This window comes from Ralstonia sp. 25mfcol4.1 (assembly GCF_900104095.1).
Classification (GTDB): domain Bacteria; phylum Pseudomonadota; class Gammaproteobacteria; order Burkholderiales; family Burkholderiaceae; genus Cupriavidus.
Genome location: NZ_FNJO01000032.1, coordinates 1 through 17271 on the forward strand (window position 1 = coordinate 1; position 17271 = coordinate 17271).

Here is a 17271-nt window from a genome sequence, read left to right on the forward strand (position 1 = left end):
GTGAGACAGTCGACGGACTTCGCCCCACCACTCTCGCGATCTGACGCAGGCTGCACCCCTCGTTTAGTAGGCGATGAATCCAGTTACGCTCTTCGATACCCAGTTGACTGTAGCTTTGTCCCATCCCAACACCCTAACATCAGGGTGTTGCACTTCATTCTAGAGACCGCCGAATCTAATCGCACGCACGGTGGTCACTTGCTACCGGCACCGATTTCCAATGCGACTAGGCATCGCGCACGTGCATGTAACGCCTGAGTGTACATATCGAGTGTGAGGAGCGCTGCCAACGAGTAGCCCGCACAGTTATGCCAACCCATACACTATATCGATAGCGAGTCTTCCGTAATGAAGCGCCGCTTGTGATGCTGCGGCTTCCGTGAAATAGTCGTCTTCATCCGCAGCACAGTCACAATACATCCGTTCGTCGACTACCGAGTTGTAACGGATCGCCATCATATACTGCCATTTCGGACCAGGGACGTTGCTGCTTGCCGCTGCCGTAGAAACCTCAAACACCGCAGTGTGCACGAACATCCCACGGTATGCGTCGCACGTCTTATTTACTCTTGCTTTCAAGTAGATTTCTCCCGGCTACAAGAATCGAAGTCGAGTGGCTGAATCTGCTCCGCCACAATAGCCGCACACCCCCGCCGTCTCCTCTGCTAATTTGTCGATCAAGTATTAACGAGATCACGAACAAAAAACTCGCAGAAAGCAACAATGAGATTGAGATAGCCCTGGATCGCGTTGGAGGGAGACCCGGGGCTGCCGCACGTGAGCGAGCAGCCGACACTGGGTTTCTATGAGACAACGGCAGCCTGCATTGTAGCCATCGTATGCACTTCGGAGAACGTTCGACGAGGTCAGATACCGGCAAGCGATGCGTCAGGTACGAGGCCCGCGATGATGTCTTCGCCTCGGCGCACTGCAGCGCGCTTGGCGGCCCCCATTTCTGTCCAGTTCTCGTCGGGCACACGGAACACTCTGCTAACGAGGTCAGTCGGCTTCTCCCCCTCTCGACAAATCACTACGGAAGCGCCGTAGGCGCGATCGGGTCGACGTTGATGCCACACGCGACGGTGCTGCATGTTGTAGACCAAGGGGTAAATGTCGAAGCCCCTACTGCTTGCCGCCGGATTGTCGTCCACTTCCTACTCCCACGAGTTAGCTTCCCACTCTACGCTTGTTGGACACTAAATAGTCAGTTATTTCCAATGCCCGGTCCACATCCGACGCGGCGGCTCGCTTCGGGGCATCCAGGGCATGCTGCATATGCAGCGTGTTCCAAGCCATCATGGACGATGGAAGTCGAGATCCTGAAGGAGGCTGTTGAGTGGGGCCGCTCAAAAAACCTGATTGCGCGCTCGCCCTTGCTGCCGGGGGACGACCATTGAAAACGGTCTGCGAAGTTCTCGGCGTAGCGCGCTCCGGTGTGGCGGTGAAACGGGTTCGCCCGTCCGATTGGCAAGATGGCCGCAGCGCCAGACTGACTGACGACACGGAACTGGTCGAAGAAATCCAGGCCCACGTCGCGTATCTGCCAACCTACGGCTACCGGCGCATCTGGGCGCTGCTGCGCCGCACTCGCGAGCTGGTCGGCGCACCGCGCATCAACCACAAGCGCGTGTATCGGGTCATGCGCGAGCATCATTTATTGCTGCGCCGTCCCGGCGTGCGCCGAGACACTCGGCGGCACGACGGCCGCGTGGCCGTGGACAGGAGCAATAGCCGCTGGTGCTCCGACGGATTCGAGTTCCGGTGCGACGACGGCACGCCGCTGCGCGTGACCTTCGCACTAGATTGCTGCGACCGAGAAGCGATTAGCTGGGCGGCAACGACTGGCGGCCATAGCGGGGACGTGGTGCGCGACGTCATGCTGGCTGCCGTCGAACAGCGCTTCGGCACCACGCGGGCCCCGCAGCCCATCGAATGGCTTACGGACAACGGCTCGGCCTACATCGACCACCGCACGCGCAGCTTCGCTCGCGAACTGGGCCTGGAGCCGCTGACCACGCCGGTACGTTCACCGCAGAGCAATGGCATGGCCGAATCGTTCGTGAAGACCATGAAGCACAACTACGTCGCCTATATGGACAAGGCCGACGTGCCAACGGCACTCTCCCGCCTGGTCATTGCGTTTGAACACTACAATGAGCGCCACCCCCACCTGAAATATCGCTCACCTCGCGAGTTCAGACGGACTGCAGTGTTATCAACCTAGCGGTGTCTGCGTGTCCTGCGGTACAGGGGCAACTCCAACCGCTGCCAGCGAGGCATCGTGTCGAGCCAACTCCAAGGGAATCTTTCCATAACGGATGATGGCCCGCTGCACGGTGTGCACAGCCTCACCGCGATTCATGGCATGCTGCTTTGTGAAGCAGCGGCCCAACGACGAGAGGAAACGATCGATGGAACACAGCAAGGAGTACTCGCAGGCATTCCGCGAGGTGGTGGAGGCCATGGACGGTGTCCGGGAGGAGTTGCGCCGTATGCGGAACGGCGTGGTGGACGATGCGTGTGTGGCGGCGGTGGAACGCGCGCTCCACGCGCGTGAGCGTCTGCGACGTCAGGTTCACACACGTCAGGTCTTTGAGGCCAGTTCGCCGCATTGACATGGAGAGGGGGTTGGCTCCTTCTCATCGAACAGAGCTATGGCCTTGCCTGCGGGACTACCTCCTCTTGACGAAGGTGGATATTCCGTCGATTGCGTCCCGCGCCGATGACAAGGCCAGCGCTATAGCAGCATGCGGCCCGCTGGCGAAATGCTGGACCATGGAGGGAAGCAGTCGGCGGGAGCCCAGGCCTGTACTGACTGGTGTTATGGTTACGGTCGCGAGAAAGCGAGGTTGAACCAGGTCACCGCCGGGGACTGCACCGGGTGCGTGACCCACCTTCGCCGATACCCTGAATCCCTTGTAGATTGCGTTGTTCTGATACATGTCTGTTCCTTTGATGACCAAGCATACGTAGATATTCGGGATGTGTCTGATTTGCTTCTTGCGACAAGATAGCAACGTCATTGCGAGCGTTTGCCTCTCCGTAGACAAGCGCCGCATCGAAAGTAGTGGGTGCCGCCCATGAGATCGCAGGATTGCACGCTAAAAAATCGTCTTGATGGGTCCTGCATTAGGACGAGTCATCGAGTACGTACTACATAGCTAAACGCTCCGGCCAAGTGAGTGAAACCAAATGCGCGCCCCTGGTCATTCATCCGGCCCAAGAATAAGGTCCACGGCGGCCCGCCCCGCTAGTTCCGCCACGAGGTAAGCCCAACGCCTAGAGTACGGCCCGCCAAAGACTTTGATTCTCTTGCCAATCGCTGCAACACCAGGTGGCCTCATTGGCCCCTCAACTTGGAACCAGACGTCGAACATGTCCTTGGACGCCAGACTGAGATCGACATGGATATCGAACCCCCGGTACTCTGCGACGCGATCCATCACAGAACTCCTCTGCAAAGGTGGCAACGAACGTAGAAACCACTTTGGGGTTGGAAGAATTGTCTCTCCCACCGATCTTCGACTCTATCGGTCCTGGAGAAGAATTGGCTTGTCTCGGCGCGGGATTGAGCGAACGAAAATCGTCGCGGGGCGTCGAGCATGAATTTTTCCAGGAATCCCCACGAGTGACTTCAGGAATCATCGGTCCTAAGACGAATCGAGGGGGAAAGTCCCGAAAAACGAGTGATAGACGAGCCAGAAAGGGGAGCAGCGCGAAGCGGTACCGCTACCAGTATAGGGAGGTGACGCGTATTGTCCTACTCACCTTACAAATTGGCCCCTGCCCCACAGATTACAGCGCCGCTTACGCGGCACGCGACCACCACCTCTCGCGGTACACTGAATTCAATTGGTAGAGCCCCTTACCACCATCCCACGTCGACACAAGGTGCGAAATGAACCGCCTTCGGTACTCCGTGAATCTGTCCTATGAGGTCCTGGACGCCACGGCAGACTTTCTCTTGATCGTCGAAGCCGCAAAGACTGCAAGACAGTCCATCGTCTCCGAGCATCTGGCACTCACGCCAACGGTTGATGCCGCTCACCACACGGATTCACTCTGTAACCGCCTGCTCAGGATACACGCGTGCAAGGGCCCATTGGCCGTCCGCTATGAGGCTGTCGTGGACATCGACCACCGTTTTGAGGACGTTACATCGTTGACAGAGGTGCCGGTCGCCCGACTTCCTGTCGATGTACTTTCGTACCTGGCGCCTAGCCGGTATTGCGAATCCGACCGCACGATGGAGTTCGCCATGCGGGAGTTTGGCGGCATGCGCCCCGGTTATTCGCGCGTGTATGCGATTCGGGAGTGGGTGCGCAACCATGTGCGCTTTCTTTCGCGATCCACTAATGAGCGGACCTCAGCAATCGATACGCTCGTGGAGCGCATCGGCGTATGCAGGGACTTTTCCCACCTGATGATCGCAGTTTGCCGTGCACTGAGTATTCCCGCCCGTATGTCCAGCAGCGTGGACTATGGCGCTGATCCTGCGTTGGGCGCGCCAGACTTTCACGCAGTGGTCGAAGTGTTCCTGTCAGGTGGATGGTACCTGCTCGATCCTTCGGGGGTGTCCATTCCCGCTGGCCTGCTGCGCATTGGCACCGGCCGGGATGCTGCGGACATTCCGTTTGCCGCCATATTCGGCAAGGTCGAGTCGATGCGGCCCTTTATCGAAATCCAGCCAATATCCGACCCGGCTGCGGGGATCGACTTGCCGCTCGCAACAACGAGCGCCATCTCCACCTGGTAACCGGCATTAGCGCCCTCCGCCTTTCATCCCCTCGATTTCCATGGCGGCATTCCAATCCTCGTATGCTGCAATCGGCTCCATGGCGTCGCCAACGAACGATGCCGCACGTTCCGCGGCAGCCGCTGGCCCCAGAAGAACATCTTCCGTGCCGCCGTCCTCGGTCGTCGGAGGCACCAGCATGTCTTCGAGCATCCCGCGTAGTTCCGGGGTATCCCATGGCTTGCCAAGCCTCGTTTTTCTGTTCTGATAATGGCGAACCTCCGAGTCCTGCTCGGCGGTAAGTGGTAGGCCTCGAAATGTAGGGCCTGTGTCAGGATGGATCATGGTGTGCCTCCCGCATCGGTCGGCTTCGTTGAGTTAAGAGGCATCGCCCTGCGCCTTGCCGGGCAATTTCCTCGGCTTACGACTTCCTCTTGGCAAGACCGTCGCTCCGAACCCGCGACTGAACCGTGCTAAGTGGGGTTGCCAGGATGGAAGGTTTCTTCGGTTGCTTGGGCTTTTTTGCTTCACGATTACCGCGTAGTTGGCTTTTTGCCATGGGAACTCCTATTGCATTGCTTGCCGGCTGGGCAACCCCAGCATACGCGCTTAATCTTCGGCATAGGGAATTAATCCGTCCTATCCATGACTTCGTATGGCACCAGCGGTGAGAGTCCCGGTCGCTGGCATTGCGACTGAGCTATTCCGCCTCGCACCCGAACGCCTCAGCGCGGACGCGCTGGCGTTCGCCGAACTTCCGCGCTCGGCTTTTGCTGTCGCTCGACATCCAGTTTCTGCAATCGGCACTATTGCGTTCATCAGCCATTCATGGCTTCGACCGGCTTGCGGAGCGTAGGACAGCGTCGGACATCAGCTTTGAGTTGCAGCGCGCACGATGTCATGAAAGGGAGCGATCTGCGCTGCTACAAGTGTGTCGGTGGGCGTGCCTCCTAAGGACATTTGCTATCGGGGGCCTTCATCATGGACACGCTCAACATACGAAGAGTAGAGCAGTATCGGGGTCTAATACTGCATATGGCGGTGTTTCAGATTGATGTCGATGATGAGCTGCCCGGGCACCATAGTTGGGGGTACTGCGTGGCAGTCGGAGAGCCGGCGAATTCAGAGAGTCCGTCTTTATGTGGGCCGTACTATCACTCATCTCCATACCCGTCCTCCGCGGAGGCCGATACAGCTTGCATGCAGCGAGGACACCTTGCCGTTGACCTGCTACTTGGCACTATCTGAGCCTCTCATGTCGCAGGCGACGGAGTTCTCCATAGCCCAGGCGTAGACACCGCAGGGTTCGCATGGCCAGCTTGACGTCGCCGCCATCGCTGAGCATCGCCCGGACTCTGCCAATCTGGGCACAGACGCGCTCCCGCGCCCGCCACACTTCATCATCCAGTTCACTAGTGCTCCGCCCATATCTCGCTCGGTATCTTGCCTCGTACATGATCCGTGCCAATCCGTGCCTATCCCATCGCAACCTTACGGAAAGTCCGGCTGTCGGGCGCTGTCCACAATGCTTAGATTATAGACATCGCACCCTGTATAGGGCCTGCCGGCCGGTGACCTCGGCGGCGGGACCGCTACGCCGTCAGAGCTTTCGATGCAAATGGGCGATGAGATCCTCCATCCACGCCTATTACTAAGTTTCGGTCAGATAATGTGAACCCAACGGTAGAGAAGCGAACGTCCGTTCCTGGAATGCGCTCGGTCATTCAGCGGCCCAGGTACCGTAGGCCGCTATGGGTCGGTTCCTGCCCGCCGCGTTCAGGTCGGCGGATCGCCAAGGCAATCGGGCGCTTCCAGGGCAAGCTCGACCGACCGACCCGAGATTCCTGATGACCGGCCCAAGTCGTATTTCGGCCATGTCGCAAGTTCGTGCAGCAAGGCGGCGACGCTGACTTTGGTCAGAAAATCTGTACATATCAGATTGAAACAATGCGCAGTTGCGCATTAACCGCCGTCTTCTACGCTGCAGGCATTGCCGCGGCCCGCCCACGCGCGCCCCCCGTGCAAGAACAAAAGCAACCCAGCGGGAGCACCTGCGATGACACCAGACACGATATCGGCAGCAGGTGACACGTCAGACGATCAAGTCGCACCGCGTACGGCTATCCCGTTGCAAAAACTTGGGTTAAACGTCGTGTGGGTGACCACAGGTTTCTTACGTTTTTTGCTGCTTCTTCTTCCACTTATTGCCCTGCCCCTCAATGGGTATGGATGGGAAATCAAGTCCAAGACGGATTCCATGACGGACGAGGTTCGCCAATCTGCGGTGACACGTAATGCACAAGGATTTGAGCTGTCCTTTTATCGCATTACCCCCGGCGGCCAGGTGTGGGCAAACTTCTCTCTGCCCACCGATAATCTAGAGGTGCTAGGCACACGCGCTCCTATGTATCGGATCGACCAACTAAAGCCCGTGGACCTCGATGCGAACCGAACTCTCGCGATTCGAGGGATATCTGACATGGTGAGTCGCGAGCCGAAATGGATTAACTTTCTAGTCTGGCACGGTAAAGGCCAACCTCTGACGGGCACCCTGCGGGACTTCATGGAGGGCAGGAAAGTCACGTTCCGGTTCTACCTCGCCACCGGGGGTAGCAAGGAGACAACATTCGATCTAGGCGGGGCGAAAGAAGCGATCGCTCAGGCGATTGGCGTGGAAGCAGATCCGGACCCTGAAGCTGTAGCAGAAGAAAAGGAGCGCAAAGCTGCAACGGCCAGGGCGATGGACAGGTGCAATCAAGAATTCAGCGGGATCGACAAGCAGGCAATGCTGAATCGGATCAATTGCATGCAGGAGGCTGCCAAAGCCGCAGCAGAAGCCGAGAAAGCAGCGAGGTAGCGTACCTCATGATCGAGGAAATAGCCGCTGTTACTGCTGTGATTTTCCAATTTAGGGTAGATCATCGATTGTCCCTATTCGATCTTGACGTTCCAAATGGCAGAGAAGGGAACGGCCTTCGGCTCGAGCTATTCCTTCCCCTGGACGCGGAAGTGGTCGGTCAACTGTCCGGCACTGACGGCGCGCTACGACCAATCTGGCAGATCGCCGACGCCATTCCAGCCGCGGACCATTAGCGTCGCGGAAATTGGTCACGCCGGAGGCAGGGCCGCCGGCCACGCCAGGTGCATCTAAACATCCTGCCGCCAAAAGGTGCTCGGAGGTCAACCCGAGACCAGCCTCCTGGGACTTGATCCATACAAGCACGAAAAGTACGATTATCCCGACATGGTCCCACTCATCCCGCGCGGTCTCGCGCCCAAACCGCGCGGCCAGGCGACATGGGGTGCCAATTCTGGCGGCTGGTAACAATGTAGGTTCTAGCCGGCCCACCACTGTCCGTCGCTAACCGGGACTCGATTTGGCAGCCACCAGGCGCAGCCGTGTCAAAAAAAATTTCATTCGTCCTAGTAAAATTTTTCGTTCTCTCCCCCAGACCTGTTGTCCACGCAAGCCACGCTGCGTAACGTAGACAGGACTTCACTTCCACTTTCGTAGAGGGCCGACGCTATGACGGGGACTGTATTCGTTGTGGATGGTGATGAAAGTATCCGCAAAGCTCTATGTCGTCTATTGCAGGTCAAAGGATTCACATCGAGGCCCTTTTGTTCGGCCGAGGAATTTCGCCCAGACCTCGACACACTCTGCAGGCCTACCTGCGTGGTAGCCGACCTGATCCTGCCAGGTATTAGCGGTCTCGAACTGTTGAAGCTACTGCCAGCGCATGTGCCCTTCATCATGCTCACAAGTTCAACGAATGTGGAGCAGGCCGTTGAGACGATGAAAGCCGGCGCCGTCAATATTCTCGAGAATCCAGTGGCCGAAGACCGCCTCGTCATGGCTGTGACCACCGCTTTGGAGTTGGCCACACAACGGAGTATCGAGCGCGCAATGAGAGAGGCGCTTGAGTCAAGGATGAAACGGCTGACGAATCGCGAACGCGAAGTAATGGCAATGGTAACAACAGGCCTCCGAAATAAGGAGATCGCGAACATCCTCGGGATCGTCGAGAAAACCGTCAAAGTCCATCGGGCCAGTATCATGAGCAAGCTGGAGGTCGATTCTCTCGCACACCTCGTGCGGTGCGCCGATAAGTTGGGGATCAAGTACACTTCGTCGGCGCCCCGTAGACTAACCGCTACCTGCGCATCATCCCGTTCCCAGGAGAGCGCGACGGATTAGCGGAGCTTCTTACTCGTGGGTACGCGGCTCTCGCAGTTGCGCACAACTCCGGACCTATCCTGCGCCTAATGCGACATGCTGAATTAGGCGCTGCGAGGTCACGCGGCAGCGACGGGAAAAAAGGACCGCGATCGGCAGAGCACGGTCGCTGTGTGCGCCCAGCGAGATCGCATGCGGCGTTATCCGGCCGCCGCGCTCGCGCTGGCGTGCCGCCAGGGCCACTCTGCTTCATAAGCTCTAAAGATCCACTATGGGTCGATCTTTTATGGCTCCGGCATCACATCCGTCTGTGTATCGTCGAATCACCTTTGGCCTGCGCGGCCTGTGCACCTTAGGCGCATTGTGCGCCGCCACCGGCGCGGCATCGGCGCCGCTGTCGTTCATCGATCCGGAGGATGGCCAATTCGACGCCAGCGACTACCTGCTCACGCACAAGGGCGCGCTACCGGTGCCGATCGTCATCACGGAGCCGGCCGTTGGCTATGGGGCTGGACTCGGGTTGCTCTTTTTCTCGGAGTCGTTGGAGGAGGCGCGATCCAACGAAAACGGCCCGGCGCCGCCCAACATCACGTTCGTCGGCGGCCTCCTTACGCAGAATGGCACGTGGGGCGCTTTCCTCGGACACTTCCATACATGGGATGGTGATCGGTACCGCTACCTCGGTGGGCTCGCCAAGGTCGACGCCCAACTGGACTACTTCGGCGTGCTTAATCAGCCGCGCGCTTACGAGCTGAGCGGCGCGGGGACTGTCCAGCAGTTTCTCGCACGCATAGGCGACAGCCGCTGGTATGTTGGCCCCCGCTACGTCTACTTCGATGCCACCACGACGTTCCGGCATGGGAGCAGCGCGCCCGAGCTAGGCGACATTTCGCGTGGTCAGCGCATCGGCATGGGCGCGATCGTGATCGACTACGACTCACGCGACAACTTCTTCTACGCGAGTCGAGGAACATACGCCGAACTCGAACTCCAGTTCGCCCGACCCGGCCTCGGCAGTTCAGACAGCTTCGACCTGTACAACCTGCGCGGCTACCACTGGATGCCCATCGGCCACACGTTCGTGCTTGGCCTGAGGGGTGACAGCCGCATGTCGAGCGGCCAGACGCCGTTCTACGCACAGCCCTATGTCGATCTTCGCGGCGTGCAAAAAGGCCGCTACCAGGACCGCAATGCGCTGGTGGCAGAGGCCGAGCTGCGCTGGAACGTCACTCCGCGCTGGAGCGTGCTGGGCTTCAGCGGGGTGGGCAAGGCATACGGCCACTGGAACAGTTTCAGCGACGCCCAGAATGTGGTCAGCGTCGGCGCCGGCTTTCGGTACTTGGTCGCGCGCAAGCTGGGCGTGGCGGTCGGGATCGACGTGGCCCACAGCAAGGGCCAGAACGCCTTCTACATCCAGATCGGCAGCGCCTGGCGCTAGCTGGACACAGGTTGCCTTAGCGAGCGTGCCATCGCGGGCTCAACCGACCCCGCGCGGAGACTTCTCACAGGTGTCGTGAGCCGGGGGGCTGAGACCGGCCAACAAGCGTCATTCGCTCTCGCTTTTGCTCGGACATTCGGGCGTCGGCTCTGCCCCTTGACCGGCCATCCGGTTCTCTATGAGACTAAACTTAGTCACCCGCCTCTTCAATCGCGAGGGCAAGCTCCTGCACAGTCAACTGTTCGGCCGCTCACTTGATCTTCACGACGACCTTGCCTTTCGCGCGTCCCTGGGCCAAGTATTCAAGCGCTTCCTTCGCTTGCTCGAATGGAAAAACCTTGTCGATCACCGGACGAATGTGCTCGGACTCGAGGAGCCCTCCAATTTCCGCCAGTTGGGCGCCGTCTGGACGCACGAATAGAAACGAGTAAGTGACGGCCTGCTTTCTTGCAAGTCGCATGATCTTCCGGCTCATCAAGCCGAACACGAACGCCAAAAAGAAGTTCAGGCGCCGTGCGCGTGCGAAGGCGGCGTCCAATGGGCCGATGAGGGAGACAATCTTGCTCCCTGGTTTGAGAATGCCGACGGCTTTCTCGATCGCGTCCCCCCGCAGTGTACCGAGCACCACGTCGTAGCCGCGCAGCACTTTCTCGAATTTCTCCTTCTTATAGTCAACCACCTCGTCTGCACCGAGCGTGGTGACCAGTTGGACATTGCCCGTGCTGGTGGTCGTTCCTACCCTGGCGCCAAGGTATTTGGCCAGTTGGATGGCGAACGTGCCGATACCGCCCGCCCCCGCAGGGATGAATACCTTCTGGCCAGCTCGAACATTCGCGCGCTCCTTCAATGCTTGCCACGAGGTGAGGCCGACCATCGGAACGGAGGCGGCCTGCACAAAGTCGAGCTTAGCCGGCTTGAGTGCAGCAACGCTTTCCGGCACTGCCGCGAATTCAGCGATCGAGCCTCTTCCAAGATCGAAGAGGCTGGCAAAAACGGCATCGCCCGGCTTGAAGCGTGTCACGCGGCTGCCAACCTCAACCACCACACCGGCAATATCGCTGCCCAGCGTAGCCGGTAATTCAAACTTCAGGACAGGTTTGAACGTTCCTGCTGGAATCATGTTGTCGATTGGGTTCAATCCTGCTGCGTGGACCTGCACCAGTAACTCGTCAGCCTTTAACGTAGGGCGCGGAACGTCGGCAAATCCGATCTCAGGTGACCTGCCATAGCGTTTAAATATGAGTGCTTTCATGTTGCTCTGATTCCAACGCGGGTAAGGGTGTTGCAAGGAACGCCAGCGCCCTCGATACGAAGTCGACGTGATATTGAAAGATGCCGCCGTGCCCGGCGTCTTCGTAGATGATCAGCTGCGCATGGGGAATGCGGCGGGCCATGTCGCGACTCAGCGTCGTAGGCACCATGATGTCGTTGTCGCCATTGACGATCAGGACCGGCATGCGCAGGTCGGCGAGATCCTGCGGCACCTGCTGGCCCCAAGCCTTGATCGCCTTGAGCTGGCGCGAGAACGCGCGAGGTGTCGGTCCGCTGTCGCGGTCGACGCGGCGCTCCTTCAGCCTTTTTAGGAAGGCACTCGCCGCCTGCCGGCCGTTGGCCGTAGCGGTGAAGAAAAGATAGGTCTTGGGGTCGCGTACCGTCAGCAGGCCCTTGAGTATCAGCGGCCACGACACCGCACCGACACGATCGATGCCTTCACCGCCCGCGGGACCCGTGCCGGTAAGGATGAGCTTGCGTACCAAGCCAGGGGCCTTCAGGGCCACGTCCTGCGCCACGAAGCCGCCAAGCGAAAAACCGAGCAGATTGACTTGATCGAAACCCATCGCGCGGATTACCGCGATAGTGTCGCGCGCCATCTCGTCGACGGTCACCGGCGCGGTGCCGCCGGACAAACCGATTCCCCGATAGTCGATGGCGACAACGTGATGCTCGCGAGCTAGGCCATCTACGATGCGCGGGTCGAAGTTGTCCAGCACGGCGCCCCAGTGGTTGAGCAGGACCACCGGGGTACCGCCGTGCTGTCCCAGTTCGCGATAAGCGAACATGGTTCCTCCCGCCGCTACGAGCTTGGTCTGAGCGTGGACATAAGATGCCTGCAGCGCTTTGAAGATCATGTTCGATTCTCGTCGCGGGTGACGCCCCAGTTCTTGGGGCGGTCAGGCTTCCGGCCGATAGCGTTCAGCCGCCTGCGCCTGTCGAATGTCCGACATGAGCCCTAGACGCGCGCCATCCAACGCGTCCCAGCGCCCAGCCACGTGAAGTGGCGGGATAGTCACGAGTTCGCGGCGATCGAAGCCGACCAGTGCCGCATCAACCAGTTCGCCGACTTCCATCACCTCGGGAAGCGTATTGACGTCGATACCGGCGCGCCCCCATATTTCCGTGCGGGTCGCTGCCGGGAGCACCGCCTGCACGTAGACGCCGCCGGGCGACAACTCGAGGTTCAATCCCTGCGACAGGAACAACACAAACGCCTTGGTGGCGCCGTAAATCGACATGCCGAACTCGGGCGCGAAACCTACCACCGAGCCGATATTGACGATTGCTCCCGTACCCGACTCCAGGAAACGCGGAGCGGCCGCGGCTGCAAGCCGCGTAAGCGCCGTGGTGTTGAGCGTGATCAGGCGTTCGATGCCCTCGGCAGTCTGCTGCACGAAGCCACCCGACTGAGCCATGCCGGCGTTGTTGATAAGGATGCCTATGCGAGCATCCTCGCGCAGACGAGTCTCGACCGCGGCAAGGTCGGCGGGCTGAGTGAGGTCGGCCTGCAGCACTTCCACCGCCACCTCACTTTCTTCACGCAGCCGCGCTGCCAGCGTATCGAGGCGCGCCTTGTCGCGTGCAACCAGCACAAGGTCGTGGCCGCGGCGGGCGAAGCGCTCAGCGTAGGTGGCGCCGATGCCGGAGGAGGCGCCGGTGATGAGAACAGTCGGAAGCGTGGTCATGAATAATTTCCTTTTCAAGGCGATTCGGACGCGGCCGCCAGCAGCGCGCGTCAGGCGGTGATGGACGGGTAGTCGGTGTAGCCCGCGGCGCCGCCACCATAGAGCGTGGCGAAGTCGGGCTGGGCCAACGGGGCGCCCATCTTGAGGCGCTCCACCAGGTCGGGGTTGCTGATAAAGGCACGGCCGAAGGCGAACAGGTCTGCCTTGCCCTCGTTGAGCCTGGCGGTAGCGAGTTCCACGTCGTAGCCGTTGTTGGCCAGGTAGGTTTGCCTGAAGCGGCGGCGCAGCGCGTCGTAGTCAAACGGTGCGACATCGCGCGGGCCGCCGGTCGCGCCCTCGACCACATGCAGGTAGACGATGCCCAGCGCGCTGAGCTGCCCGGCGATGTAGTCGTACTGCGGCTGAGGATCGCTGCTCGAAATTCCATTTGCCGGTGACACAGGCGAGATGCGCACACCGGTTCGGTCGGCGCCGATTTCTGCCACCACTGCTGCGACGACTTCCAACAACAGGCGCGCACGGTTCTCGATCGTGCCGCCGTAGGCGTCAGTGCGCTGGTTAGCCCCATCTTTGATGAACTGCTCCAGCAGATAGCCGTTGGCACCGTGGATCTCCACGCCGTCGAAGCCTGCGGCCATTGCATTGGCCGCGGCTTGACGAAAGTCGCCAACGATGCCCGGCAGTTCGTTGAGTTCGAGAGCGCGCGGCTGCGACACGTCGACAAAACCGTTGTTGACAAAGGTCTTCGTCGCCGCGCGGATGGCCGAAGGCGCGACGGGCGCAGCGCCGTCAGGCTGGACATCGACGTGCGAAACACGGCCGACGTGCCAGAGTTGCGCGAAGATGCGTCCCCCCTTGGCATGCACAGCCTCGGTGACCTTGCGCCAGCCGGCGATTTGCTCGGGCGTGTACAGACCCGGTGTGTCCTGATAGCCCTGAGCCTGGGCCGACACCTGAGTGGCCTCCGTGATGATCAGGCCGGCCGAGGCACGCTGGGCGTAATAGGTGGCGGCCAGTTCGCTGGGCACCAGCCCTGCGCCTGCGCGATTGCGGGTCAGCGGTGCCATGACAAAACGATTGGCGAGTGTCAGGCGCCCAAGGGTGTAGGGCTCGAAAAGCGTCTTGTCCGTCATGTTGCGTCAGCCTCTGGTGTTGGAAACGCATTCAATGATGACGCTCATAATCTTAACTGTCAAGGTTTTGATGACGCTTAACATCAATGTACAATGGAGCATTCGCAGACATGAACCCATCGTGGTCAGGAAATGAAGATCACCAAGGCACAGGCACAGGCCAACCGGGAGCACGTCGTCGCGACGGCATCGAAGATGTTTCGGGAACGTGGCTACGACGGGGTTGGCGTTGCCGATCTGATGGCCGCCGCCGGCTTCACCCACGGCGGCTTCTACAGACAGTTCCGCTCCAAGGCCGACCTGATGGCGGAATCGGCGGCCTGCGGCATCGCGCAGACGGTGGCGCTGAGCGCGGGTGTAAACGCGCCAGAGTTCGTGCAGCATTACCTTTCTCGCGAGCACCGCGACACCCGCGCGACCGGCTGCACGATGGCCGCACTAGGCGGGGATGCAGCGCGTCAACCAGAAGCGGTTCGGACCGCGTTCGCGGCAGGCATTGAGAGCCTGCTGACGGCGCTGAGGTCCGAGGACACTGTTTCGGACGGACCCGATCCGGGTCGGGCGCGAGCCCGGTCCCTCGATACACTGGCGCACGCGGTGGGCGCCATCGTCATGTCGCGGGCCTGTCCGGACGACTCGCCGCTGGCCGATGAAATCCTGGCGGTTTGCCGCGACGCGATCCTTGCGTCACTGAGCGCATCCACAACAGCAAACGCTTCTTCGCATGACCGGCGTACTTCCGGCATTCACCGACCGGCCGATAGCCAGCACACCAACGGCGACAGCGGCGCGCTGACCACCAGAACGATAAAGAAGGCCAAATAGGCGGACGACCCGCGTAAAACTCCATTGGCAGTGCCGCGCAACCCATCTGCATGAAGCCGAGCGGGACCGAGGCAGCACCTGCCTTCTGCGCGAACGGCGGCAGCGCGAGTGCGATGCCCGGCGGATGAACCGGCCCGTCCCCACCAGAAACACTGTCAGTGCTGCCGAGAAGTGGTCGGCGTTCGCCTAGCCGCTGATGAGCCACCATAGACTTTAGCCGTTTACTTGAGACTCACATTGGCTTGACGAGCGGCGCGTGCTCCCTGGAAGCGGCCATTGCAGCGGGGCAATCTGAACGGCAGTTCGGGGTCGGCAGGAGCCCTTACCGACGTTAACTTCTGAGGATTCTCACGAATGGCTGGAGCAGCATAAAGTTAAACATACGGCACCCGATAGCGGCTTGCCCCTACTGTGCCCACGTTTGCGTAAAGTCCCTTCCCCGCGACAATAGTGCTCACGATTACGCCGCCAGTCCGCATGCAAAGTGCCCAAGACCCCCAGCCTCAGAGACCAAAAAATCAGCGCGCTCGCCTACGGCCAGCGCCATCCCTGACCAGACTAAGGTCCGCTGGCTAAGGAAGGATGCACAGGTTTCCGCTTGAGCACTAACAACGCCGTCGTTAAACCGGCTAAACGAGGTCTTTGCAGCGCGCAGAGAATCCGGCATTCCTGTGTCTGCCCTTAAATCTCAGCGCAAAACCACTGTATGTATACACAGTTCGCCTGGTTCGCTTCCCTCGCAATAGCGCCTTGGCTAGGTCCGTCCTGACACTAGCGGCGCGCAGTGCGCCCTGCTCCGATTCAGCACGGGCAACCTGAAGATCAGCAACCTGCTGCTCCGCACTGCCCTCCAATGAATCCTGCTCCGGACCGGCAGGCGGCCAATTCCGCCCGGCTAAGTCATGGACGTTAGGGCCACCAGGAGATTCGCGCGACCTTGACTTGCAGCGATCGGCCATATGCGACACATTTGGCATCAACGGCCGCGTAACGTCATCTGCGAACTAGCGTAGGTGCTTGCCTGGAAGCATCCCTTGCTGGGTGCGTGCATGCGCTTGCGGTGTTCCGGCATCGGATGTGTGCCGGGCTTTTGCCGATGACTTCTGCGGTAGATCTTGTCTCATGAGCCGGCCCTCCCCGCGCGCGTCAAACGTGCCGATGTGAATGGGTTCGCCCATGCCACCCCCCACCTGCTGAGCATGCGCATTGCCCCCAACGTTCATTAGCATCAAAACAGACGCCAGTAGACGCATTGCCCCGAGTTTGCCCATTGATTGTCTCCAGTATAAGCGTTGGCGGTAGAGGTCGCGCGATAGCATATCGCCAGCCCAGATGCAGGGTTGTAATCGATTGTGAGCGGCAGAGGAAAGGCCTTTAGGTCTTCGAGTCATCCGAGAGATCTTAGACAACTGGGGGGCATCAAGGTGATGCGGAACACTACGGCAACAGGCTCTCCGTTGTCGTTCAGGAGTTTCGAGTCCGAGTCCATCGCGAAGGACGTCCAATACGGTGTGAAGCCGAAATACGCTTGCCCTACTTTTGACCACGAAGATCGGAGCCATGTGTGACTGCGAGGTTCGAGGCTTCTGTGCGCCAACAAATCCGTTCAAGCGCTGTAGAACGAACGGGCGGCGGCAACACAGGGGGCATTTTGAGCATTGGCGGAAGGCCGCAGCGGCAGAACCGCAGTGGTTGCATTACAATAGCGCTATGTCACGTGCAATGCCGAGTGTCTCGCTCCGGGGCGTGGTGTTGGTGCTTTTTGTACTGACGCAACTGCTGACCCCGCTGCTGCACGGCCATTTCGGAACTCCGATACAAACTGGCCTGCACGTGCACGCTGGCCTACCAGGCGAAACTGATTCGCATTTCTGGGTCGCAGCACTGTCGATGGACACTACCGTGCCGGAAGGGCTTCAGAAGGCCGATCATGTCGATTCGCCGCTGGCAAGCGGTGATTCGTTCGAAGTGGACGTCGAATCTGGGCTCGGCCCGCTGGTGTT

The 17271-nt window shown here is 59.8% G+C and carries 14 protein-coding genes and 2 pseudogenes; 8 read left to right on the top strand and 8 right to left on the bottom strand.

The features are described from left to right. Positions 1-124, bottom strand: a 124-nt coding sequence (locus tag BLQ58_RS28235) for a helix-turn-helix domain-containing protein (RefSeq protein ID WP_139186193.1), incomplete at its 3' end; no start/stop codon positions are given. 742 nt (positions 125-866) lie between these two features. Then, a complete protein-coding gene (locus BLQ58_RS28245; protein WP_029051580.1) occupies positions 867-1151 on the bottom strand; it encodes a hypothetical protein in 285 nt (94 codons plus the stop codon). 150 nt (positions 1152-1301) lie between these two features. On the opposite strand from BLQ58_RS28245, the pseudogene BLQ58_RS28250 reads away from it, so the two are divergent. Both BLQ58_RS28250 and BLQ58_RS29290 read left to right on the top strand, forming a co-directional pair. Continuing rightward, positions 1302-2224: pseudogene (locus tag BLQ58_RS28250) on the top strand (IS3 family transposase); the annotation flags it as partial. Positions 2225-2411: 187 nt separating this feature from the next. Then, positions 2412-2615 (top strand): hypothetical protein, encoded by a 204-nt coding sequence (locus tag BLQ58_RS29290; protein WP_029051578.1) that lies wholly within the window; start codon positions 2412-2414, stop codon positions 2613-2615. Between the two features lie 591 nt (positions 2616-3206). Here BLQ58_RS29290 and BLQ58_RS28265 read toward each other — a convergent pair. Beyond that, positions 3207-3443 (bottom strand): hypothetical protein, encoded by a 237-nt coding sequence (locus tag BLQ58_RS28265; RefSeq protein WP_029051576.1) that lies wholly within the window; start codon positions 3441-3443, stop codon positions 3207-3209. Positions 3444-3898: 455 nt separating this feature from the next. Between BLQ58_RS28265 and BLQ58_RS28270 the strand changes: the two genes are divergently transcribed. Beyond that, positions 3899-4756 carry a transglutaminase-like domain-containing protein gene (locus BLQ58_RS28270; RefSeq protein ID WP_029051575.1) on the top strand — a complete coding sequence of 286 codons (858 nt, stop codon included), beginning with the start codon at positions 3899-3901 and terminating at the stop codon, positions 4754-4756. Between the two features lie 6 nt (positions 4757-4762). On the opposite strand, the gene BLQ58_RS28275 is transcribed toward BLQ58_RS28270, so the two are convergent. After that, complete coding sequence (locus BLQ58_RS28275; RefSeq protein ID WP_029051574.1) at positions 4763-5080, bottom strand: hypothetical protein; 318 nt, start codon at positions 5078-5080, stop codon at positions 4763-4765. A 1711-nt stretch (positions 5081-6791) separates the two neighbouring features. Here BLQ58_RS28275 and BLQ58_RS28995 point away from each other — a divergent pair. From BLQ58_RS28995 to BLQ58_RS28295, 3 genes are all read left to right on the top strand, one after another. Beyond that, positions 6792-7592, top strand: coding sequence for a molybdopterin-binding domain-containing protein (locus BLQ58_RS28995; RefSeq protein ID WP_139186195.1), 801 nt, complete (start codon positions 6792-6794; stop codon positions 7590-7592). Between the two features lie 669 nt (positions 7593-8261). Further along, positions 8262-8933: a response regulator transcription factor gene (locus tag BLQ58_RS28290; RefSeq protein ID WP_092603767.1), complete on the top strand. Its 672-nt coding sequence runs from the start codon at positions 8262-8264 to the stop codon at positions 8931-8933. Positions 8934-9246: 313 nt separating this feature from the next. Further along, the gene (locus BLQ58_RS28295; protein ID WP_049816009.1) at positions 9247-10350 is read left to right on the top strand and encodes a BamA/TamA family outer membrane protein; all 1104 of its coding nucleotides are present in this window, start codon (positions 9247-9249) and stop codon (positions 10348-10350) included. 250 nt (positions 10351-10600) lie between these two features. Here BLQ58_RS28295 and BLQ58_RS28300 read toward each other — a convergent pair whose 3' ends face one another. From BLQ58_RS28300 to BLQ58_RS28315, 4 genes are read right to left on the bottom strand one after another with little or no spacing between them, the layout of a single operon-like run. Beyond that, positions 10601-11602: an NADP-dependent oxidoreductase gene (locus tag BLQ58_RS28300; protein ID WP_029051704.1), complete on the bottom strand. Its 1002-nt coding sequence runs from the start codon at positions 11600-11602 to the stop codon at positions 10601-10603. Further along, a complete protein-coding gene (locus tag BLQ58_RS28305) occupies positions 11583-12479 on the bottom strand; it encodes an alpha/beta fold hydrolase (RefSeq protein ID WP_049816005.1) in 897 nt (298 codons plus the stop codon). The genes BLQ58_RS28300 and BLQ58_RS28305 overlap by 20 nt, the downstream gene beginning before the upstream one ends. Before the next feature lie 42 nt (positions 12480-12521). Beyond that, positions 12522-13310: an SDR family NAD(P)-dependent oxidoreductase gene (locus BLQ58_RS28310; RefSeq protein ID WP_029051703.1), complete on the bottom strand. Its 789-nt coding sequence runs from the start codon at positions 13308-13310 to the stop codon at positions 12522-12524. A gap of 50 nt (positions 13311-13360) precedes the next feature. Next, positions 13361-14443 carry an alkene reductase gene (locus BLQ58_RS28315; RefSeq protein ID WP_092603769.1) on the bottom strand — a complete coding sequence of 361 codons (1083 nt, stop codon included), beginning with the start codon at positions 14441-14443 and terminating at the stop codon, positions 13361-13363. Positions 14444-14575: 132 nt separating this feature from the next. Here BLQ58_RS28315 and BLQ58_RS28320 point away from each other — a divergent pair, with 132 nt between their 5' ends. Then, complete coding sequence (locus tag BLQ58_RS28320) at positions 14576-15268, top strand: TetR/AcrR family transcriptional regulator (RefSeq protein WP_029051702.1); 693 nt, start codon at positions 14576-14578, stop codon at positions 15266-15268. A 1710-nt stretch (positions 15269-16978) separates the two neighbouring features. Further along, positions 16979-17271, top strand: a pseudogene (locus BLQ58_RS29000) (hypothetical protein); the annotation flags it as partial.

Bases quoted from the DNA above. Each gene is read 5' to 3' on its own strand.
- BLQ58_RS29290 (WP_029051578.1), top strand. From the start codon at position 2,412: ATGGAACACAGCAAGGAGTACTCGCAGGCATTCCGCGAGGTGGTGGAG.
- BLQ58_RS28265 (WP_029051576.1), bottom strand. From the start codon at position 3,443: ATGGATCGCGTCGCAGAGTACCGGGGGTTCGATATCCATGTCGATCTC.
- BLQ58_RS28270 (WP_029051575.1), top strand. From the start codon at position 3,899: ATGAACCGCCTTCGGTACTCCGTGAATCTGTCCTATGAGGTCCTGGAC.
- BLQ58_RS28275 (WP_029051574.1), bottom strand. From the start codon at position 5,080: ATGATCCATCCTGACACAGGCCCTACATTTCGAGGCCTACCACTTACC.
- BLQ58_RS28995 (WP_139186195.1), top strand. From the start codon at position 6,792: ATGACACCAGACACGATATCGGCAGCAGGTGACACGTCAGACGATCAA.
- BLQ58_RS28290 (WP_092603767.1), top strand. From the start codon at position 8,262: ATGACGGGGACTGTATTCGTTGTGGATGGTGATGAAAGTATCCGCAAA.
- BLQ58_RS28300 (WP_029051704.1), bottom strand. From the start codon at position 11,602: ATGAAAGCACTCATATTTAAACGCTATGGCAGGTCACCTGAGATCGGA.
- BLQ58_RS28305 (WP_049816005.1), bottom strand. From the start codon at position 12,479: ATGATCTTCAAAGCGCTGCAGGCATCTTATGTCCACGCTCAGACCAAG.
- BLQ58_RS28310 (WP_029051703.1), bottom strand. From the start codon at position 13,310: ATGACCACGCTTCCGACTGTTCTCATCACCGGCGCCTCCTCCGGCATC.
- BLQ58_RS28315 (WP_092603769.1), bottom strand. From the start codon at position 14,443: ATGACGGACAAGACGCTTTTCGAGCCCTACACCCTTGGGCGCCTGACA.
- BLQ58_RS28320 (WP_029051702.1), top strand. From the start codon at position 14,576: ATGAAGATCACCAAGGCACAGGCACAGGCCAACCGGGAGCACGTCGTC.